This window comes from Accumulibacter sp. (genome assembly GCF_036625195.1).
GTDB lineage: Bacteria > Pseudomonadota > Gammaproteobacteria > Burkholderiales > Rhodocyclaceae > Accumulibacter.
In genome coordinates, this window is record NZ_JAZKUG010000001.1 from 237,241 (window position 1) to 261,337 (window position 24,097).

Sequence of the window (24,097 nt, forward strand, 5' to 3'; positions counted from 1 at the left end):
GGCCCTGCGCATCGCTCACACCGTCACGGAAACGGGCCTCGCCCGGCTTGCCGGACGAGGCCCGCGGCGAGCGCTGCGAGAAAGTTACTGGATCGACTCGAACAGCCCTGCCGCGCCCATGCCGGTGCCGATGCACATGCTCACCATGCCGTAGCGCTGTCGCGTACGACGCAATCCATGCAGCAGGGTCGCCGTGCGGATGGCACCGGTCGCACCGAGCGGGTGACCAAGGGCGATGGCGCCACCGAGCGGGTTGACCTTCGCCGGATCGAGATCGAGCGTCCGCATCACCGCCAGTGCCTGCGCCGCGAAGGCTTCGTTGAGTTCGACCCAGTCCACCTCGTGCTGGCTGATTCCAGCCTGCCGGAGGACGCGCGGGATCGCCTCGACCGGGCCGATGCCCATGATCTCCGGCGCGACGCCAGCCACCGAAAAGCCGGCGAAGCGCGCCAGCGGCCGCAGGTCGAACTGCTTCAGGATCCTTTCCGAAACCAGCAACACGGCAGCCGCACCGTCGGACATCTGCGAACTGTTGCCGGCAGTTACCGAGCCACGGGCGGCGAAGACCGGCCGCAGTCGGGCAAGGCCTTCGATGCTGCTGTCGCGACGTGGTCCCTCGTCGTCTGCGGCGAGATACTCCTGGACCGTCACCTCGCCACTGGCGAGGTCGGGAACCCGCCTCTTTACCGCATAAGGCGTGATCTCGGAGCGAAAGTGACCGGCGTCAATCGCCGCACAGGCCTTGCGATGCGAGTCGACGGCAAAGGCATCCTGATCCTCGCGCGACACCTGCCACTGCGCGGCCACCTTCTCAGCGGTGATTCCCATGCCGAAGCCGATCGCGTAGTTTTCCTCTTTCTCGAAAATGGCCGGGTTGAACGCGGTCTTGTTGCCGGTCATCTGGTTCATCAGCGACATCGTTTCGGTACCGCCAGCAATCATCACCTCAGCCTCGCCGAGACGAATGCGGTCGGCGGCCATGGCGACGGTCTGCAAACCGGAAGCGCAGAACCGGTTCACCGTGACACCGGGCACGCTGTTCGGCATTCCGGCGAGCAGCAGGCCGATACGCGCGACGTTCATCCCCTGCTCCGCCTCCGGCATCGCGCAACCGACGATGACATCCTGGACCAGCGCCGGATCGAGCCCCGGCGCCTGCGCCATCACCGACCCGATGGCATGCGCCAGCATGTCGTCCGGTCGCACGTGACCGAGCATGCCCTTGCGCCGACCGACCGGCAGTCGCGTCGCGGCGACGATGTAGGCGTCCTGAATCTGTTTGCTCATGTTCTGTTCTCCTGGCGCGCTCAATTGCGCAATGGCTTGCCGGCTTCCAGCATGTGCTGGATGCGCTGCTGGGTTTTCGGGTTCTGCAGCAGCTCGACGAAAAGTTTGCGCTCGACCGTCAACAGCCACCGTTCGTCGACCAGTGAGCCGGTCTCGACCTCGCCACCACACAGGGCGGTCGCAGCGGCTCGCGCCACGGTGTAGTCGTGCGCCGAGATCATGCCGCCCTCCTTCATGTTGGCCAGCATCATTTCGCAGTTGGCAATGCCGGTGCGCCCGGCGACCTTGACCCCGCGCGGCGAGAGAGGCGGGTAGTAGCCGGCTTCGGCAAGGCCGCGCGCCTCGCGCAGCGCGACGTAGAGCAGTTCGTGCGCGTTGAAGACGATCCTGTCCGCCTCGACGGCGAAACCGAGTTCCTTCGCCTGCGCGCCGCTTTTCGAGACCGTCGCCATGGCGACGGTCATGAACACCGGCTGGATGAACTCGAAGGGATCGTTGCCGCCGGTCCGCGTCGCTGCCTGTGCGGCGCGGATGGCGAACTCCTTGCACCCACCGCCCGCGGGAATCAGTCCGACGCCGGCCTCGACGAGACCGATGTAGCTCTCAAGCGCGATCACCCGCTTCGCAGCATGCATCAGGAACTCGCAGCCACCGCCGAGCGCCATTCCCTGGACCGCCGCGACCACCGGTACCTGGGCATACTTGAGCGCCATCGAGGTGTTCTGGAACTCGGCGACGTACTTCTCGAGCAGCGCGAAGTCGCCGGCCTTGATCGCCTCGGCAACCTCCTTCAGATTGGCACCGAAGGCGAACGGCGCCTCGTGCCAGACGACCAGCCCCTGATAACCGGCCTCGGCGCGGGCAACCGCTTCCTGCATGCCGACGATGACGTCGCGACCGAGCGTATGGTTGCGCGACTTGACGCTGACGATGGCGATTCCGGCGTCTACCTGCGGCAGCGTCCACAGACGCACGCCGTCGTTTTCCCAGACCGTTTCGCCGACCATGGCCGTCTCGCCCAGCACCCGCTCTGGAAACAGCTGGCGCCGATAGACCGGGAGCGTCGAGCGCGGACGATAGGCGTCGGCGCTGGCAGAGTACGAGCCCTGCGGGCCGTGCACACCCTCGTCGGCGACACGGCCGAAGACCCACGCCGGCAATGGCGCCTGGCTCATCGCTCGACCGGCCTCGATGTCCGCCCGCACGGCCTCGGCGATCGAGCGCCAGCCTGCTGCCTGCCAGGTCTCGAATGGACCCTGCGCCCAGCCGAAGCCCCAGCGCATCGCAAAATCGAGGTCGCGCGCATTGTCGGCGATGTCGGCGAGATGGAAAGCGGTGTAGTGGAAGATGTCGCGGAAGATCGCCCACAGGAACTGCGCCTGCGGATGCTCGCTGGCGCGCAACTGGGCAAAGCGGACTGCCGGATCCCGCTGCTTCAGGATCGCCAGGACGCCGCCGTCAATCTCCCCGGCGCTGTCGCGGTAGTCCTGCAGGGCCAAGTCGAGCACCTTGATCGCGCGACCCTCCTTGCGGAAGATGCCGGCGCGCGTCTTCTGCCCCAGCGCGCCCTTGGCGATCAGCGCCGCCAGCCAGACCGGCACGCCGTAGTAGCCGTGCCAGGGGTCTGCCGGCAGTGTGTCCTGCATGGTCTTGATGACGTGCGCCAGGGTATCGAGACCGACGACGTCGGCGGTACGATAGGTGGCGCTCTTTGGCCGGCCGATGATCGGCCCGGTGAGCGAGTCGACGACGTCGAAACCGAGGCCGAGCCGCTGTGTGTGGTGCATCACGGCGAGGATCGAGAAGACGCCGACGCGATTGGCCACGAAGTTCGGGGTGTCGAGCGCACGCACGATTCCCTTGCCGAGACGCGACACCAGCCAGGACTCGAGATCGTCGAGGAGCGCCGGAGCGGTGCCCCGCGTGGCGATCAGTTCGACCAGATGCATGTAACGTGGAGGATTGAAGAAGTGGATGCCGCAGAAGCGCGACCGCAGCACCTCCGGCAAACCCTCGGCAAGGCGGTTGATCGACAGGCCGGAGGTGTTCGAGGCGATGATCGCCGTCGGCGCGATGAAGGGTGCGATCCTGCGATAGAGGTCATCCTTCCACTCCATCCTTTCGGCGATCGCTTCGATGATCAGGTCGCAATCCCGGAGTTGCTCCAGATCCGCCCCGTAGTTGGCAGCGTCGATGTAAGCGACACGGTCCTTGCTCGCCAGCGGCGACGGCTCGAGTCTCCTGAGCCCGTCGATGGCCTTGCGGACGATTCCGTTGGCATCGCCCGTGGCAGCCGGCAGATCGAAAAGGACCACGGGCACGTCGGCATTCGCGAGGTGCGCGGCGATCTGCGCGCCCATGACGCCCGCTCCGAGTACGGCGGCCTTGCGTACTATGAAGTTGCTCAAGCTGTTCTCCTGTTATGGGTCGACTGTGTCCGCCGGGAATGCCCCGCTATGGCCCTGCACCAAGCCTGTAAAACGAACGTTTGAATTATACCCTGGCTGTGGCCCGCGTCAACTCCGGGTGCGGAGCGCCCGCCCGAGCATTGCCCGAATGGCCCGCAGTGCAGCACCGTCACGAGCCTTGGCGTGGCCTGGTCGAAACCGGTCCACCGGTCCATCGACGCGGAAACGCTCAGACCGGCGCAGGCAGTTCCCGCTTGCCGCCGTGCTGATCGATCGCGACGTAAGTGAGCACCGCCTCGGTCACCTTTACCGTGATCGGTTGCGCCGGGTGACGCTCCGCGTAGACCTCGACCCGGACCGTGATCGAAGTGCGGCCGGTGCCGACCACCTCGGCAAAGAAGCTGACGACGTCACCGACCGATACTGGCTGCTTGAAAAGGAAGGAATTGACCGCCACGGTGGTCACACGACCACGCGCGCGCCGCATCGCCGGTATCGCACCGGCGACGTCGACCTGCGCCATGATCCAGCCACCGAAGACGTCTCCCTGCGGATTCACCTCCGAAGGCATCGGCACGACTCGCAGGATGGGTTGCCGGTCAGGCAGCACCGTCAGCACCTCAGGCATGTTGGCTGCGCAGGTAGTTGAGCGGCCCACCGGTGAAAGGGGCGAAGCCGGTGCCGAAGATCACGCCGGCATCAGCCAGGTCGGCGTCGGCGACGACGCCCTCGTCGACCAGATCCTGCGTTCGCTCGAGCAGAGGCCGCACGAGCCGCTCGGCGAGGCCGTCCGGCACGGCCGTGGCGGGAGGTTTGGCCGCCTTGCCAGCGCGGTACTCATAGAAGCCGCGACCACTCTTGCGGCCCAAGTGGCCGGCGTTGAAGCGCTCGAGCAGGCAGCGCGGCGGTGCCGCCCCGCTCCCGGCAAGGCTCCTGCCAGCCGCCATGGCAACATCGAGGCCGACCATGTCCACGAGCTCGATCGGCCCCATCGGCATGCCGAAGGCGAGCATCGCCTCGTCGATGGTCGCAGGCGCGATCCCCTCGTCGACCGCACGCATCGCCTCCAGCATGTAGGGACCGATGACGGCGTTGACGAGAAACCCGGGCGCGCTTTTCACCGGCAACGGCAGCCGGTCGATCTGGCGCACGAAGGCCGTCGCGCACTGGACCGTGTCGACCTCCGTCCCGGCAGCCGCGACGACTTCGACCAACGGCATCTTCGCCACCGGATTGAAGAAATGGATGCCGACGAGGCGCTCCGGTCGCGCCAGCACACTTGAAAGATCCTCGATGCGCAGGCTCGACGTATTGCTGGCAAGCACCGCGTCCGGCCGCATCCGCGTTTCCAGACCGGCAAGCAGGGCGTGCTTGGCTTCGAGATTCTCGACGATCGCCTCGATGACGACGTCGGCCTGGGCGACCCCGTGCCCTTCCGGGTCGGGGATCAGGCGGTCCATCGCCGCGCGCAGCTCGCGCGCATCGCGGATGCGCTTCCCCCAGGCGATGTAGGCCCGTTGCAGGGCCGGGGCGATCCGCTCGATGCCCTGATCCTGCAGGGTCACGGTCAAGCCGCGCAAGGCGCACCAGGCGGCGATGTCGCCACCCATGACGCCGGCACCAACGACATGGACGCGCCGGGCCGTGAAGCCGCCAGCCTTGCCGAAACTCTTCAGCCGCTCCTGCAGGAAGAAGACGCGCACGAGGTTGCGTGCCGTTGGCGAGCGGACGATGCTGTCGATCAGTTCCGGTGCCGCCAGCGCATCACCGTGATGGTGTGCCCAGATGTCGATGATCGCGTAGGGTGCCGGGTAGTGCTCGCGCCGAGCGCGCCGCGCAACCTGCTTTCTCGCACCAATGGCGACGATGCTCTTGAGCGGCCCGTTGAGCAGGCGATGCAGGAAAGGCGGACGCCGCCGCGCCTGGCCGCTCAGGACGAGCATGGCCGCCGCCGCATCCATCACGCGCGGTGGTACGCAGTCGTCGGCGAGGCCCAGTCGCTTCGCCTTCCTCGCGTCGATCGTCTTGCCCGTCAGCATCATGTCGAGCGCAGCCTGGGGACCGGTTCGCTCGGGCAGGCGAAGCATGCCGCCCCAACCCGGAACGATGCCCAGCATCACCTCCGGGAGCCCCATGCGCGTCGAGGGTTCATCGACGGCGAGCAGGTAACGACAGGCGAGCGCCAGTTCGAGGCCACCGCCGAGGCAGTGTCCGCGGACGAGAGCCAGCGTCGGGTAGGGCACCGCCGCCAGGCGATTGAACAACTGCCAGCCACGTGCCACCATCTCGACGCCCTTGGCCGGCGTATCGAGTTGGGTGAACTCCTGGATGTCGGCGCCGGCAATGAAGCCGGCGCCCTTGCCGGAGCGGAAGATGAGAGCCTTCGGCCGCTGTCGGTCGAGCTCATCGAGGAGCTGTGACAGTTCCGCCATGACTGCACTCGACAGCGAGTTGGTGGATTCGCCCGCCTTGTCGAGAATCGCCCAGGTGAGGCCCTGCGCGTCGACCTCGAGCCGCCAGTGCCGCCAAGCTTGTGTGTCGGGGTTCATGACCTTCCCTTGATACTCGTTTTCCGTCATCAGTTTCATGCGACACCTGCCCGCAGGTTCTCGACCAGCATCGCCCCGCCCTGACCACCGCCGATGCAGATCGCCGCGATGCCACGACGGGCATCGGCGGCGCGCAGGGCATGCAGCAGATGAAGGACGATGCGCGCGCCGGATGCACCCACCGGGTGGCCAATGGCGATGGCGCCGCCATCGACGTTGAGACGGTCTCCTGCCAACGAACCGAGCGCTGCCGGCAAACCGAGCTGCTCGCGGCACCAGGCATCCGACTCCCAGGCGGCAATGCAGCCGAGTACCTGCGCGGCAAAGGCCTCGTTGATCTCCCACAGGTCGATGTCGTCGAGCCCGAGTTGCTGCCGCAGCAGGATCGGTGTTGCCGCATGCACCGGCCCCAGACCCATCTCTGCCGGGTCGAGTCCGGCCCACTGGCTGTCCGCGATCCGGCCAAGCGGCTGCAGTTGCCACTTCTCGACCACTGCCTGCGAAGCGAGGAGCAGCCACGCCGCCCCGTCGGTGATCTGCGAACTGTTGCCCGGGGTGATCCGACCGTAGCGGCGGTCGAAGAACGGCTTCAATCTGGCCAGCCCGACCATGCTCGAGTCCGGACGCACCCCATCATCATCGAGATACACTTGGCCCTGGCCATCGACCAGCGGCACGATCTCGCCAAGACGCCCCGCTTGGCGTGCAGCAACGGCGCGCTGGTGACTGCGGACGCTGAATTCATCCATCCGCTGGCGCGAGATCGCGAAGCGCCAGGCGAGGTTCTCCGCCGTCTGGCCCATCAGCAGCCCGACGACCGGATCGGTCAGCCCCTTGAGCAGGCCGATGACCGGTGCCAACAGCTGCGCCGGGCGCAACCGGCTGAACATGCCGATCTTCTGGCTGATGCTCCTGGCCTGCATCATCCGGGCAAACCACTGCACCATCACATCGTTGTAGAGCAGCGGCGCACGCGACAGCGCGTCTACGCCACCAGCAAGCACCAGCTGCGAACGCCCGCTGCGGATGTTGGCCATTGCCGAATCGATCGCCTGCATGCCGCTGGCGCAATTCCGCATGACCGTCCACGCCGGCACCTGCTGCCCGCAACCGAGCCGCAGCGAGACGACGCGACCGATGTTGACCTCGTCTGGCGACGGACTGGCACAACCGAGGATGACCTCATCAAGGTCGGTGGCAGCGAACGGCTGACGAATCAACAGCGCCCGCCCCGCCTGCACCGCCAGGTCGCTGGCAGCGAACGGGCCGGGAGCACTGCGCCCCTTGAGAAACGGGGTGCGCGCGCCATCGACGACATATACCGGCTCAGATTCCAATACCTTCTCCTTCCTGCGGTTCCCTGACAGTGGCGCGCGGCAGCGGATGCCGCCTCCTGCCGCGCACCGCTGCGGCAGCCATCGCCTCAGGCGGCAGCCTTGTGCAGCAACGGCTCCTGCCGCATGCGACCGAGGTCATGCGGAAAATCGTCGACGCGGATCACGATGTCGCGCAAATCGTTGCGCCGCTTGAGGGCCGCATACTCGGCGGGGGTGACGATGCCGGCCGCGAACGCGGCGTGCGCCAGATCGCGCACATTGGCGTCGGGGTTGTCGACCAGCACACCCTTCTTCTCCGCTGCGCGGATCTTTGCCTCTATCGGCTCGGCCTCGATCGTCGCCAGGAGCGCGAGTTCGAGGGCACCGACGGCTTCCGACTCGCCCTTCGGCAAGTAGGTTTCGGCGGTCAGACGGTCACGCGCGGCAGACGGCTCGATCAGGAGCTTGGCCACCCGGTGACCGATGCGGTCGGACGGAACATCGTAGGGGTGCCCCAGCGGAAACACCATGCGGTAGAGCAGGCGGCCGATCCAGCGTACCGGGAAATTGGCGATGGCACCGTCGAAAGCCATCTGCGCCTTGTACATCGCGTCCCAGATCGCCCAGTGCATGAGCGGGGCGTCGGCCTGCTGGCGCCCTTCCGACTCATAGCGCTTGAGCGTCGCCGAACACAGGTAGAGCATCGACAGGATGTCGCCGAGACGCGCCGAGAGCTTCTCGCGACGCTTGAGTTCGCCGCCGAGCACCAGCATCGAGATGTCGGCAAGGAAGGCGAACGCCGACGAGAAGCGGGTCAGCTGCTGATAGTAACGCCGCGTCTCCGGTGCGACGTTGGCCGGTACGGATACGAAGTGCGAACCGGTGAGCCCCTTGCGCAGGGCGCTGAAAGCGTGCCGGATGGTGAAGACGGCGTGACCGAAAAGAGCGCGGTCGAAATCGTCCAGACCCTGTCGCGCGTCCGGATTGAAGGCGGCCTTCATTTCCTTCAGGACGTACGGGTGGCAGCGGATGGCTCCCTGGCCGAAGAGGATCATGCTGCGCGTCAGGATGTTGGCGCCCTCGACCGTGATACCGATCGGGATCTGCTGATAGGCGCGGCCGATGAAGTTCGACGGGCCAAGGCAGATGCCCTTGCCGCCGACGATGTCCATGCCGTCATTGACCACCTGCCGCGCGCGTTCGGTGACGTGGTACTTGGCGATCGCCGATACCACCGAAGGCTTCTCGCCGAGATCGATGGCGCCGGCCGTCATCTTGCGCACAGCGTCCATCATGTAGGTGTAGGCACCGATCCTGGTCAGCGGCTCCTCGACCCCCTCGAAACGACCAATAGCCATCTTGAACTGGCTGCGCACGCGTGCATAGGCACCGACGGTGCGCGCGGTCAATTGCGCCATGCCGGTATTGGACGAGGGCAGCGAAATCGAACGCCCCGCCGCCAGGCACTCCATGAGCATCCGCCAGCCCTGGCCAACCATCGCCGGACCGCCGATCACGTAGTCGAGTGGCATGAAGACGTCCTTGCCACGAGTGGGACCGTTCATGAACATGGCGTTGAGCGGAAAATGCCGGCGGCCGATCTCAGCACCGGGCGTATCGCGCGGTACGAGCGCGCAGGTGATGCCGACGTGCTTCTTTCCGCCGAGCAGTCCATCAGGGTCGTAAAGGTGGAAGGCCAGGCCGAGAATGGTGCAAACCGGCCCGAGCGTGATGTAGCGCTTGTCCCAGGTCACGCGCATGCCGAGCACTTCCTTGCCCTGCCACATCCCCTTGCAGACGATGCCCACATCCGGGATCGACCCGGCATCGGAACCCGCCCACGGACTGGTGAGGGCGAAAGCGGGAATCTCCAGGCCTTTCGCCAGGCGCGGCAGGTAGTGGTTCTTCTGCGCCTCGGTGCCATAGTGCAGCAGCAATTCGGCTGGCCCGAGCGAGTTCGGCACCATCACCGACACCGACAGAGCCGAACAGCGCGTTGACAGCTTGGTGACGATCTGTGAGTGCGCATAGGCGGAAAACTCGAGACCACCGTAGCGCTTCGGGATGATCATGCCGAGGAAGCCCTTGTCCTTGATGTACTGCCAAGCCTCTGCCGGCAGGTCGTGGAGTTCGCTGGTCACCTGCCAGTCGTCGACCAGCGCACAGGCCTGCTCGACCTCGTTTTCCAGGAACGACTGCTCCGCTGCCGTCAGCTTCGGAACCGGGTACGCAAGAAGCTTGCTCCAGTCCGGGTCACCGCGGAACAGTTCGCCGTCCCACCAGACGGTACCGGCCTCGAGCGCGACGCGCTCGGTCTCCGACATCTGCGGCAGAATCCGCTTGTAGGTCCTGAAAACTGGCCGGCTGACGAACGCCCGTCGCAGAGGACGGAAGCCGAACAGAACGACCACGCTCGCCAGCGTGATACCTATGACACTCCAGATGATCGTCGCGATCATGGCTGCTTCTCCTGTGATTGGTCTTGGGTTCTAGGTCCCGGGTCTGCTTTCTCCGGCTGCCTTGCTCGGCAACTCTTTTTGGTTTGCTGCTGGCTCGTCGAACTGCGGCAACGGAGCCCGCAGGCCGCCGAGCAGGAAGGGCATCAGCCTCTGCGCGAGGCGCCTGGCGCGAATCGTATCGTCCTCCTGAACCGGACGCTCGCCAGCCAGGTCGTCGACTTCGACGCCGGTCACCACGCGCAGGACGTCGGTGCCGGCGATGGCGTAGGACATGGCCCCGAGCATGAAGTGCAGGCGCCAGACGATCTCCGCCTGCGGCACGTCGGGCAAAGCCCGGTACAGCGCCTGCTTGTAGCGATCGATCACCTCGGCATATTCGCCGGCAAAGAAGGTGCGGATGAACTCCGCCGGTTCGGTCAACGTGCGACCGAGGAGCCGCAGGAAGGTCATTCCACCAAGGGTCTTGTCCTCACCCATGCGCAGCAGCGTGCCGAAGAACGCCTCGAGGATCTGCGAAGGTTTCAGCGCCCCGCCGCCGGCCTGCGCCTCGAGACGGTCGAGGGCCTGCAGGCGATTGTCGTTGAGCCACCCCAGGCGCCGTCGGAAGACATCGCGCAGCAGCGCCTCCTTGCAACCAAAGTGGTAGTTGACGGCTGCCAGATTGACCTCGGCCGCGCCAGTGATCATGCGCATCGAGGTCGCCTCGTAGCCGTTCTCCATGAACAGGCGCTCGGCGACATCGAGGATCCGATCGCGGGTATCACTGTTGGTCTTTTGCTCGGGCATCTGCTGACTGGTCGCTGGATGGGGTTCTGGAAAATGCTGGGCTCATCGGCCACAACGCTAGTTCAAACGTTCGTTTTAATTCTAGGGTGAGCGCTTCGCGAATGCAAGCTTTTTTTCCCGACCGTCTGCCGCTTGAGAGGATGCGCGGCAACAAGGCATACTGCCGGGGTCATTGACAACCCGATCGAGCCACCTGCCCATGCGCCGTACTGCTTCTGACTACCCGGCTGGCAACAGGCCAGCGGCCGGTGATGCGCATGTCGCAGCGACGCTCCGCAGGCTGCTGCCCTACCTCTGGCAACACAAGTGGCGGTTTCTGCTGGCGTTGTCCTGCCTGGTTGGAGCCAAGATGGCCAACGTCAGCGTGCCGCTGATCTTCAAGGAGATGATCGACGGTCTCACAGGCCCACAACAGGCGCTCATCCTGCCGGCCGGGCTCCTCCTGCTCTACGGTACCTTGCGCTTCTCCGCTTCCTTGTTCGCCGAGTTGCGCGAGATTCTCTTTGCCCGCGTCACCCAACGCGCCGTCCGGCGCATCGCTCTCGAGGTCTTCCGTCACCTGCACGACCTGTCGCTGCGCTTTCACCTGGAACGGCAGACCGGAGGCGTTTCACGCGACATCGAACGTGGCACCCGCTCGATCTCCAGCCTGATCAGCTATACGCTCTACTCGATCCTGCCCACTCTGGTCGAGATCAGCATCGTTCTCACCATCCTGCTGCTGCGCTACGACATCAGCCTGGCCCTGATCACGAGCGCCTCGCTGGTTGCCTACATCATTTTCACGGTGAGCGTCAGCAACTGGCGGATCATGCTTCGCCGCAAGCTCAACGAAACCGATTCGGCAGCCAACACGCGGGCAATCGACAGCCTGCTGAACTACGAAACGGTCAAGTACTTCAACAACGAAGACTACGAGGCCCGACGCTACGACCAGCAAATGCAACTCTGGGAAGAAGCAGCCACACGCAGCCAGCTGTCACTCTCGTGGCTCAATCTGGGACAGCAGGGAATCATCGCACTCGGCGTGACGGCAATGATGTGGCGAGCTGCCGCCGGCGTCGTCGAAGGCAGCATGACGCTCGGCGATCTGGTACTGGTTAACGCGTTTCTCGTCCAGCTCTACATGCCGCTCAACTTCCTCGGCGTCGTCTATCGCGAGATTCGGCAGGCGCTCGCCGACATCGAGCGGCTGTTCGACCTGCTGGCGGTGAATCGCGAGGTCGCCGATTCACCCGATGCAACCAGCCTCGCCGACGGACCCGTGACGATCCGCTTCGCAGCGGTAGACTTCTCCTACGAAGCCAACCGGCAGATCCTGCGCCAAGTGGACTTCTCGATTCCTGCCGGCCGAACCGTCGCCGTCGTTGGTGAATCCGGCTCTGGCAAGTCGACGCTTGCGCGCCTGCTCTACCGCTTTTACGATGTCACTGCTGGTGCCATTCTGGTCAACGGCAGCGACCTCCGCCAACTGACTCAGGCCAGCCTGCGCGCGGCGGTTGGCATCGTGCCACAGGACACGGTGCTGTTCAACGACACCATCTACTACAACATTCAATACGGCAACCCTGGTGCCGACCGCGAGCAGGTTCTCGCAGCCGCGGCAGCAGCGCAGCTGGCGGCCTTCGTCGACCAGTTGCCACTGGGTTACGAAACGCGCGTCGGCGAGAGGGGCCTGAAGCTTTCGGGGGGCGAGAAGCAACGCGTGGCCATCGCCCGGGCACTGCTCAAGAACCCGCCCGTGCTGATCTTCGACGAGGCGACGTCAGCCCTCGACTCGAAGACCGAAAAGGCGATCCAGGCGAGTCTGGACCGTGCCGCGCACGGCCGCACGACTCTGGTCATCGCGCATCGCCTGTCAACAATCATGAACGCCGATGAGATACTCGTCATGGACATGGGCCGCATCGTCGAACGTGGAACGCATCAGCGGCTGCTCGAGGCCGCCGGCACCTACGCCCACATGTGGACGCTGCAGCAACTCGAGGAAGCGGGTGGTGGGGCGCCGCCAGAGGGCAGAGCGACCACCACTTGAAGCCGCCGCAAAAAAAGCCAGGCGCGCGGCCTGGCTCGGTTGACGTACCGCCTGCCCAGCGATCAGTCGCCCTTCGCCGCCGAGGACTCACCTGCGTCGATCGGCCGGTCGAGCAGTTCGACAAGAGCCATCGGCGCATTGTCCCCCTCGCGGAAGCCGCACTTCAAAATCCTCAGGTAACCACCGTTGCGTGTCGCGTAGCGCGGGCCGAGTTCATCGAAGACCTTCACCACCATGTCACGGTCGCGCAAGCGAGCAAACGCCAACCGGCGGTTGGCCACGCTCGGCTTCTTGCCCAGGGTGATGATCGGCTCGACCACGCGCCGCAGCTCCTTGGCTTTTGGCAGCGTCGTCTTGATGACCTCTGAGCGCAAAAGCGACACACTCATGTTCTGCAGCATGGCCAGCCTGTGAGAGCTGGTCCGGTTCAGTTTGCGAAGACCCAAACGGTGACGCATATCAGTTCCTTCCTGTTCTTTTCCGGCTGCTCACTTGTCGAGGCCGGCCGGTGGCCAGTTCTCGAGCTTCATTCCCAGGGTCAGGCAGCGGGCAGCCAACACTTCCTTGATTTCATTGAGCGACTTGCGTCCGAGATTGGGTGTCTTCAGCAACTCGTTTTCGGTTCTCTGTATCAGATCACCGATGTAATAGATGTTTTCGGCCTTCAGACAGTTGGCCGAGCGGACCGTCAGCTCGAGGTCGTCCACCGGTCGCAGCAGCAGCGGATCGACCTGGATCGTCTTCTGGTACTCCACGGGCATCGCCGTCCCGGCAAGATCGGCAAACACCGAAAGCTGCTCCATCAGGATCCGCGCTGCGGTACGAATCGCCTCCTCGGGCTCGATGGCCCCATTCGTCTCAATGTCCATGACCAGCTTGTCGAGGTCGGTGCGCTGCTCGACGCGAGCGCTCTCCACCGCGTAGCTGACCCGACGAACCGGGCTGAAGGAAGCGTCGAGGACCAGCTTGCCGATATTCTTCGAACCATCACCGATGTCGCGCAGATTGCCTGCCAGGTAGCCGCGAGAACGCTCCACCTTCATCTCCATGGCCAGCTTGCCACCGGCCGAAAGATGGGCAATGACATGCTCGGGGTTGATGATCTCGACATCGTGTGTGACCTCGATGTCACCAGCCCTGACCACACCCTTGCCCTCCTTGCGCAAGTGCAGCACGACCTCTTCACGGTTGTGGAGCTTAAAAACCACCCCCTTGAGGTTGAGCATGATGTCCACGACGTCTTCCTGTACGCCATCGATCGTCGAATACTCGTGCAACACCCCCTCGATACTGACTTCGGTCGGCGCGTAGCCGGGCATCGACGAGAGCAGAATCCGGCGCAACGCATTGCCCAAGGTATGCCCGTAGCCGCGCTCGAACGGCTCCATCACCACGCGTGCATGCACCGGCGACAAGCTCTGCACATCGATGATGCGCGGTTTAAACAGTCCACTGCTTTGCATGTACAGTCCTTTGCCTGAGTCCTTCGAGCCCTGACGCCCTTACTTCGAGTACAGTTCGATCACCAGACTCTCGTTGATGGTCGGCGGCAACTCGCTCCGCTCGGGATTGGCCTTGTAAGTCCCCTTCGCGGCCTTGGCGTCCACCTCGACCCAAGCCGGAAAGCCGCGGGACTCGGCCGCCGCCAGAGCAGCCTTGACCCGCAACTGCCCCTTCGTCTTGTCACAGACCTCGACCACATCACCCGGGCGCACTTGATACGAAGGGATGTTGACTCTTCTGCCATTGACCAGAACGCCGTTGTGTCGGACCACCTGACGCGACTCCGAGCGTGACGCGGCAAAACCCATGCGGTAACACACACTGTCCAGACGCGACTCCAGCAGCTGCAGCAGCACTTCGCCCGTGACCCCACGGCGTCGGTCAGCCTCCTGATACACCTTGCGGAACTGCCCCTCGAGAACACCATAGATACGCCGAATCTTCTGTTTCTCGCGCAGGTGGACGCCGTAGTCGGACAAGCGCTGGCCCGACTTCTGGCCGTGTTGCCCGGGTGCGTAGGAGCGCCGTTCGATGGCGCACTTGTCGGTGAAGCACTTTTCGCCTTTGAGGAACAACTTCTCGCCTTCACGGCGACACTGGCGGCATTTCGGATCGAGATTGCGAGCCACTTTTTCTTCTCCTTAAATCCGACGCCTTTTGGGCGGCCGGCAGCCGTTGTGCGGGATCGGCGTGACATCGGTGATCGCCGTGATCTTCATCCCCAATGCGTTCAGCGCGCGGACCGATGACTCCCGCCCGGGGCCAGGTCCCTTGATGCGCACCTCGAGGTTCTTCACACCACACTCGACCGCCACCCGGCCCGCGGCCTCGGCCGCGACCTGAGCCGCAAAGGGTGTGCTCTTGCGCGAGCCCTTGAAGCCGGCCCCACCCGAGGTCGCCCATGACAGGGCGTTCCCTTGGCGATCGGTGATCGTGATGATCGTGTTGTTGAACGAAGCGTGGATGTGGGCGACGCCCTCAGCCACGTTCTTCCGGATCTTGACTTTCTTGCGAACTTTTGTTGCGGTCTTGGCCATCTTCGGGTCCTAGTTGCTGATCATTTCTTGCCGGCGATCGGCTTGCGTGGGCCCTTGCGCGTCCGCGCATTGGTGCGCGTGCGCTGGCCACGCGACGGCAGCCCCTTGCGATGGCGCAGGCCACGATAGCAGCCCAAGTCCATCAGTCGCTTGATGCTCATCGTCACTTCGCGGCGGAGGTCCCCCTCGACGGTGTACCTGCCGATCTCGTCACGCAGCCGTTCCAGCTCGGCCTCGCTGACATCCTTCATCTTGGTTGAACGGACAACCCCAGCAGCATCACAAATCTTCTGTGCGCGCGAACGCCCGATCCCGTAGATGGCGGTCAGCGCGATCTCGGCATGCTGGTGGTTAGGGAGGTTTACGCCTGCGATGCGGGCCATCGTTTCACCCCAAAAAAAACGAAACTTGAAATTATAGTTCGAACGTCTGACGACTCACCACGGTGACTCGTCGCGCTCAACCCTGCCGCTGTTTGTGCCGCTGATCGGTACAAATCACCCGCACGATGCCGTGCCGGCGGATGATCTTGCACTTGCGGCAGATGCGCTTGACGGATGCCAGCACTTTCATGATCGACTCCTGATTGTCCGGACCCAGGCGCAGCCAGCCTTTCGCCGAATGGTTGCGTAGAGATTCTTCACTTGGCGCGGAAGACGATGCGCGCGCGACTCAGATCGTAGGGAGTCAGTTGCACCGTCACCTTGTCGCCCGGCAGTATCCGGATGTAATGCATCCGCATCTTCCCGGAAATGAAACCGAGCACCATGTGACCGTTTTCGAGCTTCACCCTGAAGGTGGCGTTGGGGAGGTTCTCGACGACCTCTCCCTGCATTTCGATCAAGTCTTCCTTTGCCATCCTATTTCGCCGGTAGGCCGGAGCCTTTGAAGTTCGCCTTCTTCAGCAGGCTCTCGTACTGGTGCGACATGGCATAGGCCTGCACCTGGGTCATGAAATCCATGGTCACCACGACAATGATCAGCAGAGAAGTCCCGCCAAAATAAAACGGCACGTTCCACTTGAGAATGAGAAACTCCGGCAGCAGGCAAACGATGGTGATGTAGACGGCGCCGACCAGGGTCAAGCGCATCAGAATCTTGTCGATGTAACGCGCAGTCTGGTCTCCCGGCCTGATGCCGGGAACAAACGCGCCGCTGCGCTTGAGGTTGTCAGCCGTCTCCTTGGAATTGAAGACGAGGGCGGTATAGAAGAAGCAGAAGAAGACAATCGCGGCCGCATAGAGCATGACGTAGATCGGCTGCCCCGGCGAAAGGGCTCCGGCAACGTCCTTCAGCCAGCGCACGGATTCCCCCGAGCCAAACCACCCGGCGAGCGTACCCGGGAAGAGAATGATCGACGAGGCGAAAATCGGCGGAATCACCCCTGCCATGTTCAGCTTCAGTGGCAGGTGCGAGCTTTGCCCACCATAAATCTTGTTCCCCACCTGCCGCTTGGCGTAATTGACCAGAATCTTCCGCTGGCCACGCTCGACGAAGACGACGAAGGCCGTAACGAGAACCACCAGGACGCAGATGACAAGCGCAGTCAGCGGATGCATCGCACCCGTGCGGACCAGTTCCAGAAGCCCGCCAATGGCGTTCGGCAAGCCGGCGGCGATGCCAGCAAAGATGATGATCGAGATGCCGTTGCCGAGACCACGCTCCGTCACCTGTTCTCCGAGCCACATAAGGAACATCGTGCCGGTCACCAGTGTGACGACCGTCACGAGGCGGAACATCATTCCTGGCTCCAGAACCAACCCGGGTTGAGCCTCGACGGCAACCGCAATGCCAATACCCTGGAACAGCGCCAGGAAGACGGTGCCATAACGGGTGTACTGCGTGATCTTGCGCCGCCCAGCCTCGCCTTCCTTCTTGAGCGCCTCGAGCTGGGGACTGGCGTGTGTCATCAGTTGCATGATGATCGAGGCCGAAATGTACGGCATGATTCCCAGGGCAAAGATCGTGAAGCGTGACAGCGCCCCCCCGGAAAACATGTTGAACATGCCCAGGATGCCGCCTTGCTGCTGGTTGAACAGTTCGCTGAGAACCCGCGCGTCGATCCCAGGCACCGGGATGTGAGCGCCAATGCGATACACGATCAAGGCGCCCACGAGGAACCACAGCCGGCGCTTGAGGTCGCCGAACTTGCCGCCCTTGCTGACCGTATTTGCGCTAGTTGCCAAGAGAACTCACCCCTGAACCTGGTTCAGTCCGCAACGCTGCCGCCCGCTGCTTCGATCGCAGCCCGAGCACCGGCCGTCGCTCCAACGCCGCGAAGCATGACCTTGCGGTCGATGGTCCCCGACAGGATGACCTTTACCGACAGCGCGTCCTGCGCCACCAAGCTGGCGTGGACCAATGTCGCGAGATCGATCTCATCGACCGGCAGACGGGCGATTTCAGACAAACGAACCTCGACGTTGCGCGACCTGGTCAGCGACTTGAAGCCACGCTTCGGCAGGCGACGCTGCAAAGGCATCTGCCCCCCCTCGAAGCCGACCTTGTGCAGCCCGCCGGCACGCGACTTCTGCCCCTTGTGGCCGCGACCGCAGGTCTTGCCGAAACCGGACCCGATGCCCCGGCCCACTCTCTTTCTCTCCGGCCGAGAACCCTCGGCCGGCTGTACGGTATTGAGTTCCATGTCAGCGCTCGCACCTCAGAAGGTAGGACACCTTGTTGATCATTCCGCGTACCGCCGGCGTGTCCTCCAGCACCGAACTGCTGTTGAGGCGTCGCAGCCCGAGGCCACGAACAGTCGCCCGATGCGACTCCTTGGTGCCGATGAGACTCCTCACCAGAGTCACCTTCACTGTCTTCTCAGCCATCTGTTACTCCAGGATCTCGGCAACGGACTTGCCACGCTTCGCAGCGACCTCGGCGGGCGTCGTCATGGAGCGCAGCCCGTTGATCGTGGCGCGGACGATGTTGTACGGATTGGTGGAACCATGCGCCTTTGCGACGACGTTGGTCATGCCGACAACGTCGAAAACCGCCCGCATCGCGCCGCCGGCAATGATCCCGGTACCTTCCGGTGCCGGCTGCATCATCACTCTCGAAGCGCCGTGTCGACCAAACACCGTGTGCTGCAGCGTGCCGTTCTTCAGGCTGACGCGGATCAGGTTGCGCCGCGCCTCCTCCATCGCCTTCTGCACCGCCACCGGCACCTCGCGCGACTTGCCCTTGCCCATCCCGACACGCCCGTCGCCGTCACCAACGACGGTCAGTGCGGCAAAACCGAGTATCCGACCGCCCTTGACGACTTTAGTCACACGGTTGATCGAGATCATCTTCTCCCGCATGCCATCATCGGGCTTCTCGGCTTGCTGTGGTTTCCTGCTTTGCGGTTTAGCCATTGATTACTCCAATTCCTTGCACTCTGCGATCAGAACTTGAGACCGCCTTCACGCGCTGCGTCGGCCAGCGCCTTGATCCGGCCGTGGTAGCGGAAACCAGCGCGGTCAAACGAGACGCTTTCGATTCCCGCCTCTCTCGCTCGCTCGGCGATCAGCAGACCGATCGTCTTCGCCGCGTTGATGTCGCCGCCATTGGGCAACATGCTCCGCACAGCTGGTTCCAGCGACGAGGCAGCAGCAAGAACCCGCGATCCACATGGCGAGAGAACCTGCGCGTAGATGTGGCAATTGGTGCGATGCACCGACAAGCGCACGGTCTTGAGTTCGGCGATCTTGGCCCGGGTCATGCGGGCCCGGCGCAAACGCGCCTGTTTCTTGTCAATCATCTGAGCACCCTTATTTCTTCTTCTTCGTTTCCTTGATCACGACGACTTCGTCCGCATGGCGAACGCCCTTGCCCTTGTAGGGTTCCGGCTTGCGATAGCTGCGCACTTCCGCCGCGACCTGGCCAACGAGTTGGCGGTCAACGCCCTTGATCACGATTTCCGTCTGCGTCGGTGTCACCGCCGTGATTCCGGCCGGCAACCTGTAGGCGACCGGATGCGAGAAGCCCAGCGAGAGGTTGAGCGTGTCGCCCTGAGCCTGCGCGCGATAGCCAACCCCAACCAGAGTCAACTTCCGCTCGAAGCCGGAACTGACCCCCGTCACCATGTTGGCGACCACGGCGCGCATCGTTCCCGACAGGGCGTCGGCCTCCGGTGCTCCCGCAACCGGCCTGCAGTGGAGGCTGCCACCTTCCTCTTCAATGCTCACCGCCGGGTTGGCGGCAAACTCGAGCTGGCCAAGCGGCCCCTTGACTGAAATCCGCTCGCTGGTCAAGGCGACGACAACCCCTGGCGGCAGGGCGATGGGTTTCTTTGCGACTCGGGACATGGCTACACCTTACGCGACAAAGCACAGAACCTCGCCGCCAACATGGTTGGCGCGGGCCCTGCGGTCGGTCATCACGCCCTTGGGAGTCGACACGATGGCTACTCCAAGACCGTTCATCACCTGTGGAATATCCCCAGCGCCCCGGTAAATCCGAAGCCCAGGTCGGGAAACGCGGTCGATCCGCTCGATCACCGGTCGGCCCGCATAGTACTTGAGCCCGATTTCGAGCAACGGCTTGCCAGCGTTGGGATCAACCGAAAAGCCCTCGACGTACCCCTCGTCCTTCAAAACTTGGGCAATGGCGACTTTCACCTTCGATGATGGCATGGCGACGGACGCCTTGCTCGCCATCTGGGCATTGCGGATGCGGGTCAGCATGTCGCTGATCGGATCGCTCATACTCATTCTGTTCTCTCCTGCTACCAGCTAGCCTTGACCATGCCTGGCACTTCGCCCTGCATGAAGAACTCGCGCAGCTTGCCGCGAGCGAGGCCAAACTTGCGGAAGACGCCGCGCGGACGGCCAGTGAGTTGGCATCTGTTGCGCAGCCTGACCGGGCTGGCGTTGCGCGGCAACGCCTGCATCTTGAGACGGGCATCGAATCGATCTTCGATCGACCGGCTCTGATCGGCGATCACAGCCAACAGTTCGGCACGTCTCGTGGCATATTTCTTGACAACCTTGCGCCGCTTTTCACCGCGGTTGATCACAGCGATTTTCGCCATTTCGTCTCAGTTCCTGAAAGGGAATTTGAACGCGCCAAGCAGGGCACGCGCCTCTTCATCGGTCTTGGCGGTAGTAGTGACACTGATGTTCATGCCGCGCAGAGCGTCGATCCGGTCGTACTCGATTTCCGGGAAGATGATCTGTTCCTTGAGACCCATGCTGTAATTGCCGCGACCGTCGAAGCCCTTTCCGGAAATGCCGCGAAAATCACGAACGCGCGGCAACGCGACAGAGACCAAGCGATCGATGAACTCGAACATCCGCGGGCCCCGCAAGGTAACCATGCAACCGATCGCATAGCCCGTGCGAATCTTGAAGCCGGCAATGGATTTCCTGGCCTTGGTCATCACCGGCTTCTGACCGGCGATCTTGACCATGTCGCCCATTGCGTTTTCCAGGACTTTCTTGTCCGCCACGGCTTCCCCGACACCCATGTTGAGCGTCACCTTGGTGATCCGCGGCACTTCCATCTTCGACTTGTAGCCAAACTTCTGGGTCAATTCGGGAACCACCGTATCCGTGTAGTACTGCAGCAAACGCGCCATGATTGATCCTTATACCCCCAAGACTTCACCGTTCGACTTGAAAAACCGTACCTTCGTACCATCCTCAAGCTTCCTGAAGCCGACCCGGTCCGCTTTCCTAGTGGCCGGGTTGTAAAGCGCCACATTCGACACGTGCAGCGGCATTTCCTTCTCGGTGATGCCCCCGACGACGCCCTTCACCGGATTCGGCTTGACGTGCTTCTTGACACGGTTCACCCCTTCGACGAGAACATGCTCAGCGCCCGAACGAGCGAGGACGGTTCCCCGCTTTCCCTTGTCCTTGCCGGCGAGGACCACGACGTCATCGCCCTTACGAATCTTTTCCATGGTCCTCCTACAGCACTTCCGGGGCCAGCGAGACGATCTTCATGAAGCGGTCGCCACGCAACTCGCGCGTCACCGGCCCGAAGATGCGCGTACCGATCGGCTCCATCTTGTTGTTGAGCAGGACGGCGGCGTTGTGGTCGAACCTGACGAGCGATCCGTCGACCCGACGGACCCCCTTCGCCGTGCGTACCACGACGGCACTGTAAACGTCGCCCTTCTTGACACGTCCGCGCGGCGCGGCATCCTTGATCGCCACCTTGATGATGTCACCAACACCTGCGTAACGGCGCTTCGAACCACCGAGCACCTTGATGCACATCACCGAGCGCGCACCGGTATTGTCGGCAACGTCGAGAGTAGTCTGTACTTGAATCATGTGTCACTCCAACTTGGCCCGCAACGGCGGTCAGTCTTGGAACCCGCTAGGGGAGAAACGCTCGACCGGTTACTGCCGTCGGGCGCAGGAAAACCGCCGATTATATCCGGAGCGCAAACAAACGCAAGAACTATATCGCGACCGCTCGTTGGAGCAGCCGACTGACCACCCAAGACTTGGTCTTCGACAGCGGTCGGGACTCCTGGATTTCCACCGTGTCGCCGAGCTTCGCCTCGTTGTTTTCGTTCTGGGCGTGGTACTTGCTGGAGCGGACGATGATCTTGTCGTACATCGCGTGCTTGACACGACGCTCGACCAAGACGGTCACCGTCTTTTCCATCTTGTCACTGACGACGCGCCCAATCAGGGTGCGCTTGCTGCTCTTGGTCTCGCTCATTGAACCGCCTTTTCACGAAGAAGCGTCCGCACGCGCGCGATCTCACGGCGCACCTTGCCGACCTGGCTGTTGTTCGTCAGCTGCTGGGTAGCAAGCTGCATCCGCAATCCGAACTGCGCCTTCAGCAGGGCGAGCAGTTCCTGGTTCAGCTCATCGACCGATTTTGCTCTGAGTTCACTGGCTTTCATGATCACCCCATCATGCGTGTGACAAACACCGTCGGGATCGGCAGCTTCGCGGCCGCGAGTGAGAAGGCCTCGCGGGCCAGGCTTTCACTTACCCCATCCATCTCGTAGAGGACCTTGCCCGGCTTGATCTCGGCGACGTAGTACTCGGGACTTCCCTTGCCGCTGCCCATGCGGACCTCTGCCGGCTTCTTCGAAATCGGTTTGTCGGGGAAGATGCGAATCCAGATGCGGCCGCCGCGCTTGATGTGGCGGGTCATGGCGCGCCGCGCGGCCTCGATCTGCCTGGCAGTCAGCCGCCCGCGGCCAATCGACTTCAGCCCATACTCGCCAAAACTCACCTTGGCCCCGCGCAACGCAAGGCCCGTATTGCGGCCCTTCTGCTCCTTGCGGTATTTTCTTCTAGCTGGCTGCAGCATCTGTCGTTCCTGCCTTTCTCACTCGTTTCACGGGCGCCCTGGCTTCCCCGGGCGCGCCTTCTACCCTGGCAACCTCGTCCGCTCCTCTCGCTGGGCGCCCTCTGTCTGCGCCGTCAGCCGGCCGGGCACCGAGGCGCCGCGGCCGCCTCTGTTCTTCGAGCGCGCTGTCCGCAGTCGCCGCCTGCTCGCTGCGAGCAAGAATCTCACCCTTGAACACCCATACCTTGACGCCGATCAGACCGTAGGTCGTCAGCGCTTCGGAGGTGGCGTAGTCGATGTCGGCCCGCAGAGTGTGCAGCGGCACGCGACCCTCCCGATACCACTCGCGGCGGGCGATCTCGGCCCCGTTGAGACGGCCCGAACTCATGATCTTGATCCCCTGTGCACCGAGGCGCATCGCGTTCTGCATCGCTCGTTTCATCGCCCGGCGGAACATGATCCGCTTTTCCAGCTGCTGGGTGATCGAATCGGCAATCAGTTGCGCATCCAGTTCCGGCTTGCGGATCTCCTCGATACCAACATGCACCGGCACGCCCATGATCTTTTGCAAGGCAGCGCGCAGGTTGTCGATCTCCTCGCCCTTCTTGCCGATAACGACGCCAGGCCGCGCCGAGAAGATCGTCACGCGTGCATTCTTCGCTGGACGCTCGATGAGGATGCGACCGACGGAGGCGTGTTTCAGCTTCTTGTGGAGGTACTCCCGAACACGCAGATCCTCGTTGAGCATGCCGGCAAACTGCTTGCTGTTGGCGTACCAACGTGACGACCAATCACGGGTGACTGAAAGACGAAAGCCGGTAGGATGAATCTTTTGTCCCATTCTTGTTCCTCAGTTGCCGACAGTCAGGAAGACGTGACACGTCGGCTTGACGATCCGGTTGCCGCGCCCTTTCGCCCGCGCAGTGAAGCGCTTGAGCACCACGCCCTTTTCGACGAAGATCGTCTTCACCTTCAGTTCGTCGATGTCGGCCCCATCGTTGTGCTCGGCATTGGCGATCGCCGACTCGAGCACCTTCTTGATGATGCCGGCACCCTTCTTGGGACTGAAAGCAAGGATGTTCAGCGCCCTGTCCACTGGCAGACCACGAATCTGGTCTGCCACCAGCCGGCCCTTTTGACTCGACAGTCGCACACCGCGCAACACAGCACGAGTTTCCATATTCATTCCCCTACTTCTTGGCCTTCTTGCCAGACGTATGGCCCTTGAAGGTACGAGTCAGCGAAAACTCGCCCAACTTGTGCCCGACCATGTTCTCGGTGATGTACACCGGTATGTGCTGTTTGCCGTTATGGACGGCGATCGTCAGGCCGACGAAGTCCGGCAGAACCGTTGAGCGGCGCGACCAAGTCTTGATCGGGCGCTTGTCGCCAGTCGCACGGACTGCGCTGACCTTGTTGATCAGGTGGGCATCAGCAAACGGGCCCTTTTTAACGGAACGTCCCATGGTTCTCT

At 63.1% G+C, this 24,097-nt stretch carries 32 protein-coding genes; 1 reads left to right on the forward strand and 31 read right to left on the reverse strand.

Going from position 1 to position 24,097, the window contains the following annotated elements:
• Positions 1-84: 84 nt before the first annotated feature.
• The 7 genes from V5B60_RS01080 to V5B60_RS01110 form a co-directional block, all read right to left on the reverse strand.
• The gene (locus tag V5B60_RS01080; protein ID WP_332345210.1) at positions 85-1,287 is read right to left on the reverse strand and encodes an acetyl-CoA C-acyltransferase; all 1,203 of its coding nucleotides are present in this window, start codon (positions 1,285-1,287) and stop codon (positions 85-87) included.
• A 20-nt stretch (positions 1,288-1,307) separates the two neighbouring features.
• Positions 1,308-3,695, reverse strand: coding sequence for a 3-hydroxyacyl-CoA dehydrogenase/enoyl-CoA hydratase family protein (locus V5B60_RS01085; protein ID WP_332345211.1), 2,388 nt, complete (start codon positions 3,693-3,695; stop codon positions 1,308-1,310).
• A 229-nt stretch (positions 3,696-3,924) separates the two neighbouring features.
• Complete coding sequence (locus V5B60_RS01090) at positions 3,925-4,323, reverse strand: acyl-CoA thioesterase (protein WP_332345212.1); 399 nt, start codon at positions 4,321-4,323, stop codon at positions 3,925-3,927.
• A complete protein-coding gene (locus tag V5B60_RS01095) occupies positions 4,316-6,244 on the reverse strand; it encodes a 3-hydroxyacyl-CoA dehydrogenase NAD-binding domain-containing protein (protein ID WP_332350370.1) in 1,929 nt (642 codons plus the stop codon). The genes V5B60_RS01090 and V5B60_RS01095 overlap by 8 nt, the downstream gene beginning before the upstream one ends.
• 35 nt (positions 6,245-6,279) lie before the next feature.
• A complete protein-coding gene (locus V5B60_RS01100; RefSeq protein WP_332345213.1) occupies positions 6,280-7,581 on the reverse strand; it encodes an acetyl-CoA C-acetyltransferase in 1,302 nt (433 codons plus the stop codon).
• Positions 7,582-7,667: 86 nt separating this feature from the next.
• A complete protein-coding gene (locus V5B60_RS01105; protein ID WP_332345214.1) occupies positions 7,668-10,019 on the reverse strand; it encodes an acyl-CoA dehydrogenase in 2,352 nt (783 codons plus the stop codon).
• A 30-nt stretch (positions 10,020-10,049) separates the two neighbouring features.
• On the reverse strand, positions 10,050-10,805 hold the full coding sequence (locus V5B60_RS01110; protein WP_332345215.1) for a TetR/AcrR family transcriptional regulator: 756 nt from the start codon (positions 10,803-10,805) through the stop codon (positions 10,050-10,052).
• 199 nt (positions 10,806-11,004) lie between these two features.
• Here V5B60_RS01110 and V5B60_RS01115 point away from each other — a divergent pair, with 199 nt between their 5' ends.
• The gene (locus V5B60_RS01115) at positions 11,005-12,840 is read left to right on the forward strand and encodes an ABCB family ABC transporter ATP-binding protein/permease (RefSeq protein ID WP_332345216.1); all 1,836 of its coding nucleotides are present in this window, start codon (positions 11,005-11,007) and stop codon (positions 12,838-12,840) included.
• 62 nt (positions 12,841-12,902) lie between these two features.
• Here the strand turns inward: V5B60_RS01115 and rplQ are convergent, their stop codons facing one another.
• The 24 genes from rplQ to rpsS form a co-directional block, all read right to left on the reverse strand.
• A complete protein-coding gene (gene rplQ, locus V5B60_RS01120; RefSeq protein WP_332345217.1) occupies positions 12,903-13,298 on the reverse strand; it encodes a 50S ribosomal protein L17 in 396 nt (131 codons plus the stop codon).
• Positions 13,299-13,328: 30 nt separating this feature from the next.
• Positions 13,329-14,303 (reverse strand): DNA-directed RNA polymerase subunit alpha, encoded by a 975-nt coding sequence (locus tag V5B60_RS01125; RefSeq protein ID WP_332345218.1) that lies wholly within the window; start codon positions 14,301-14,303, stop codon positions 13,329-13,331.
• A 39-nt stretch (positions 14,304-14,342) separates the two neighbouring features.
• Positions 14,343-14,972 (reverse strand): 30S ribosomal protein S4, encoded by a 630-nt coding sequence (gene rpsD / locus V5B60_RS01130; protein ID WP_332345219.1) that lies wholly within the window; start codon positions 14,970-14,972, stop codon positions 14,343-14,345.
• Between the two features lie 12 nt (positions 14,973-14,984).
• Positions 14,985-15,380, reverse strand: coding sequence for a 30S ribosomal protein S11 (gene rpsK / locus V5B60_RS01135; protein ID WP_034938510.1), 396 nt, complete (start codon positions 15,378-15,380; stop codon positions 14,985-14,987).
• A 20-nt stretch (positions 15,381-15,400) separates the two neighbouring features.
• Entirely contained in the window at positions 15,401-15,763 is a 363-nt protein-coding gene (gene rpsM / locus V5B60_RS01140; protein WP_332345220.1) for a 30S ribosomal protein S13, read from the reverse strand.
• A gap of 76 nt (positions 15,764-15,839) precedes the next feature.
• Complete coding sequence (rpmJ, locus tag V5B60_RS01145; protein ID WP_332345221.1) at positions 15,840-15,953, reverse strand: 50S ribosomal protein L36; 114 nt, start codon at positions 15,951-15,953, stop codon at positions 15,840-15,842.
• Between the two features lie 67 nt (positions 15,954-16,020).
• On the reverse strand, positions 16,021-16,239 hold the full coding sequence (gene infA, locus V5B60_RS01150) for a translation initiation factor IF-1 (RefSeq protein WP_014235458.1): 219 nt from the start codon (positions 16,237-16,239) through the stop codon (positions 16,021-16,023).
• A gap of 1 nt (position 16,240) precedes the next feature.
• The gene (secY, locus tag V5B60_RS01155; RefSeq protein WP_332345222.1) at positions 16,241-17,566 is read right to left on the reverse strand and encodes a preprotein translocase subunit SecY; all 1,326 of its coding nucleotides are present in this window, start codon (positions 17,564-17,566) and stop codon (positions 16,241-16,243) included.
• Between the two features lie 23 nt (positions 17,567-17,589).
• On the reverse strand, positions 17,590-18,024 hold the full coding sequence (gene rplO / locus V5B60_RS01160; protein ID WP_332345223.1) for a 50S ribosomal protein L15: 435 nt from the start codon (positions 18,022-18,024) through the stop codon (positions 17,590-17,592).
• Position 18,025: 1 nt separating this feature from the next.
• Positions 18,026-18,208, reverse strand: a complete 183-nt coding sequence (gene rpmD, locus V5B60_RS01165; protein ID WP_034938520.1) for a 50S ribosomal protein L30 — start codon at positions 18,206-18,208, stop codon at positions 18,026-18,028.
• Positions 18,209-18,211: 3 nt separating this feature from the next.
• A complete protein-coding gene (gene rpsE, locus V5B60_RS01170; RefSeq protein ID WP_332345224.1) occupies positions 18,212-18,736 on the reverse strand; it encodes a 30S ribosomal protein S5 in 525 nt (174 codons plus the stop codon).
• A 29-nt stretch (positions 18,737-18,765) separates the two neighbouring features.
• Positions 18,766-19,119, reverse strand: coding sequence for a 50S ribosomal protein L18 (rplR, locus tag V5B60_RS01175; RefSeq protein ID WP_332350371.1), 354 nt, complete (start codon positions 19,117-19,119; stop codon positions 18,766-18,768).
• A gap of 13 nt (positions 19,120-19,132) precedes the next feature.
• On the reverse strand, positions 19,133-19,669 hold the full coding sequence (rplF, locus tag V5B60_RS01180) for a 50S ribosomal protein L6 (protein ID WP_332345226.1): 537 nt from the start codon (positions 19,667-19,669) through the stop codon (positions 19,133-19,135).
• A gap of 9 nt (positions 19,670-19,678) precedes the next feature.
• The gene (rpsH, locus tag V5B60_RS01185; RefSeq protein WP_332345227.1) at positions 19,679-20,074 is read right to left on the reverse strand and encodes a 30S ribosomal protein S8; all 396 of its coding nucleotides are present in this window, start codon (positions 20,072-20,074) and stop codon (positions 19,679-19,681) included.
• 14 nt (positions 20,075-20,088) lie between these two features.
• Positions 20,089-20,394, reverse strand: a complete 306-nt coding sequence (rpsN, locus tag V5B60_RS01190) for a 30S ribosomal protein S14 (protein ID WP_332345228.1) — start codon at positions 20,392-20,394, stop codon at positions 20,089-20,091.
• A gap of 6 nt (positions 20,395-20,400) precedes the next feature.
• Positions 20,401-20,940 (reverse strand): 50S ribosomal protein L5, encoded by a 540-nt coding sequence (gene rplE, locus V5B60_RS01195; RefSeq protein WP_332345229.1) that lies wholly within the window; start codon positions 20,938-20,940, stop codon positions 20,401-20,403.
• Between the two features lie 9 nt (positions 20,941-20,949).
• Positions 20,950-21,267, reverse strand: coding sequence for a 50S ribosomal protein L24 (gene rplX / locus V5B60_RS01200; protein WP_332345230.1), 318 nt, complete (start codon positions 21,265-21,267; stop codon positions 20,950-20,952).
• A 7-nt stretch (positions 21,268-21,274) separates the two neighbouring features.
• Positions 21,275-21,643: a 50S ribosomal protein L14 gene (gene rplN, locus V5B60_RS01205; protein ID WP_295371669.1), complete on the reverse strand. Its 369-nt coding sequence runs from the start codon at positions 21,641-21,643 to the stop codon at positions 21,275-21,277.
• Between the two features lie 130 nt (positions 21,644-21,773).
• Entirely contained in the window at positions 21,774-22,040 is a 267-nt protein-coding gene (gene rpsQ / locus V5B60_RS01210; protein WP_332345231.1) for a 30S ribosomal protein S17, read from the reverse strand.
• Positions 22,037-22,228: a 50S ribosomal protein L29 gene (rpmC, locus tag V5B60_RS01215; protein WP_034938544.1), complete on the reverse strand. Its 192-nt coding sequence runs from the start codon at positions 22,226-22,228 to the stop codon at positions 22,037-22,039. The genes rpsQ and rpmC overlap by 4 nt, the downstream gene beginning before the upstream one ends.
• 2 nt (positions 22,229-22,230) lie before the next feature.
• Positions 22,231-22,644 carry a 50S ribosomal protein L16 gene (rplP, locus tag V5B60_RS01220; protein WP_034938547.1) on the reverse strand — a complete coding sequence of 138 codons (414 nt, stop codon included), beginning with the start codon at positions 22,642-22,644 and terminating at the stop codon, positions 22,231-22,233.
• Entirely contained in the window at positions 22,628-23,464 is an 837-nt protein-coding gene (gene rpsC / locus V5B60_RS01225) for a 30S ribosomal protein S3 (RefSeq protein ID WP_034938549.1), read from the reverse strand. The genes rplP and rpsC overlap by 17 nt, the downstream gene beginning before the upstream one ends.
• A 9-nt stretch (positions 23,465-23,473) precedes the next feature.
• Positions 23,474-23,803 (reverse strand): 50S ribosomal protein L22, encoded by a 330-nt coding sequence (gene rplV, locus V5B60_RS01230; protein ID WP_332345232.1) that lies wholly within the window; start codon positions 23,801-23,803, stop codon positions 23,474-23,476.
• A 10-nt stretch (positions 23,804-23,813) separates the two neighbouring features.
• Positions 23,814-24,089, reverse strand: a complete 276-nt coding sequence (gene rpsS / locus V5B60_RS01235) for a 30S ribosomal protein S19 (protein ID WP_034895357.1) — start codon at positions 24,087-24,089, stop codon at positions 23,814-23,816.
• Positions 24,090-24,097 lie beyond the last annotated feature (8 nt).

Coding starts and splice junctions, on each gene's coding strand:
- V5B60_RS01080 (WP_332345210.1), bottom strand. CDS start 1,287: ATGAGCAAACAGATTCAGGACGCCTACATCGTCGCCGCGACGCGACTG.
- V5B60_RS01090 (WP_332345212.1), bottom strand. CDS start 4,323: ATGCCTGAGGTGCTGACGGTGCTGCCTGACCGGCAACCCATCCTGCGA.
- V5B60_RS01095 (WP_332350370.1), bottom strand. CDS start 6,244: ATGAACCCCGACACACAAGCTTGGCGGCACTGGCGGCTCGAGGTCGAC.
- V5B60_RS01105 (WP_332345214.1), bottom strand. CDS start 10,019: ATGATCGCGACGATCATCTGGAGTGTCATAGGTATCACGCTGGCGAGC.
- V5B60_RS01110 (WP_332345215.1), bottom strand. CDS start 10,805: ATGCCCGAGCAAAAGACCAACAGTGATACCCGCGATCGGATCCTCGAT.
- V5B60_RS01115 (WP_332345216.1), top strand. CDS start 11,005: ATGCGCCGTACTGCTTCTGACTACCCGGCTGGCAACAGGCCAGCGGCC.
- rplQ (WP_332345217.1), bottom strand. CDS start 13,298: ATGCGTCACCGTTTGGGTCTTCGCAAACTGAACCGGACCAGCTCTCAC.
- V5B60_RS01125 (WP_332345218.1), bottom strand. CDS start 14,303: ATGCAAAGCAGTGGACTGTTTAAACCGCGCATCATCGATGTGCAGAGC.
- rpsK (WP_034938510.1), bottom strand. CDS start 15,380: ATGGCCAAGACCGCAACAAAAGTTCGCAAGAAAGTCAAGATCCGGAAG.
- rpsM (WP_332345220.1), bottom strand. CDS start 15,763: ATGGCCCGCATCGCAGGCGTAAACCTCCCTAACCACCAGCATGCCGAG.
- rpmJ (WP_332345221.1), bottom strand. CDS start 15,953: ATGAAAGTGCTGGCATCCGTCAAGCGCATCTGCCGCAAGTGCAAGATC.
- infA (WP_014235458.1), bottom strand. CDS start 16,239: ATGGCAAAGGAAGACTTGATCGAAATGCAGGGAGAGGTCGTCGAGAAC.
- rplO (WP_332345223.1), bottom strand. CDS start 18,024: ATGGAACTCAATACCGTACAGCCGGCCGAGGGTTCTCGGCCGGAGAGA.
- rpmD (WP_034938520.1), bottom strand. CDS start 18,208: ATGGCTGAGAAGACAGTGAAGGTGACTCTGGTGAGGAGTCTCATCGGC.
- rpsE (WP_332345224.1), bottom strand. CDS start 18,736: ATGGCTAAACCGCAAAGCAGGAAACCACAGCAAGCCGAGAAGCCCGAT.
- rplF (WP_332345226.1), bottom strand. CDS start 19,669: ATGTCCCGAGTCGCAAAGAAACCCATCGCCCTGCCGCCAGGGGTTGTC.
- rpsH (WP_332345227.1), bottom strand. CDS start 20,074: ATGAGTATGAGCGATCCGATCAGCGACATGCTGACCCGCATCCGCAAT.
- rpsN (WP_332345228.1), bottom strand. CDS start 20,394: ATGGCGAAAATCGCTGTGATCAACCGCGGTGAAAAGCGGCGCAAGGTT.
- rplE (WP_332345229.1), bottom strand. CDS start 20,940: ATGGCGCGTTTGCTGCAGTACTACACGGATACGGTGGTTCCCGAATTG.
- rplX (WP_332345230.1), bottom strand. CDS start 21,267: ATGGAAAAGATTCGTAAGGGCGATGACGTCGTGGTCCTCGCCGGCAAG.
- rplN (WP_295371669.1), bottom strand. CDS start 21,643: ATGATTCAAGTACAGACTACTCTCGACGTTGCCGACAATACCGGTGCG.
- rpsQ (WP_332345231.1), bottom strand. CDS start 22,040: ATGAGCGAGACCAAGAGCAGCAAGCGCACCCTGATTGGGCGCGTCGTC.
- rpmC (WP_034938544.1), bottom strand. CDS start 22,228: ATGAAAGCCAGTGAACTCAGAGCAAAATCGGTCGATGAGCTGAACCAG.
- rplP (WP_034938547.1), bottom strand. CDS start 22,644: ATGCTGCAGCCAGCTAGAAGAAAATACCGCAAGGAGCAGAAGGGCCGC.
- rpsC (WP_034938549.1), bottom strand. CDS start 23,464: ATGGGACAAAAGATTCATCCTACCGGCTTTCGTCTTTCAGTCACCCGT.
- rplV (WP_332345232.1), bottom strand. CDS start 23,803: ATGGAAACTCGTGCTGTGTTGCGCGGTGTGCGACTGTCGAGTCAAAAG.
- rpsS (WP_034895357.1), bottom strand. CDS start 24,089: ATGGGACGTTCCGTTAAAAAGGGCCCGTTTGCTGATGCCCACCTGATC.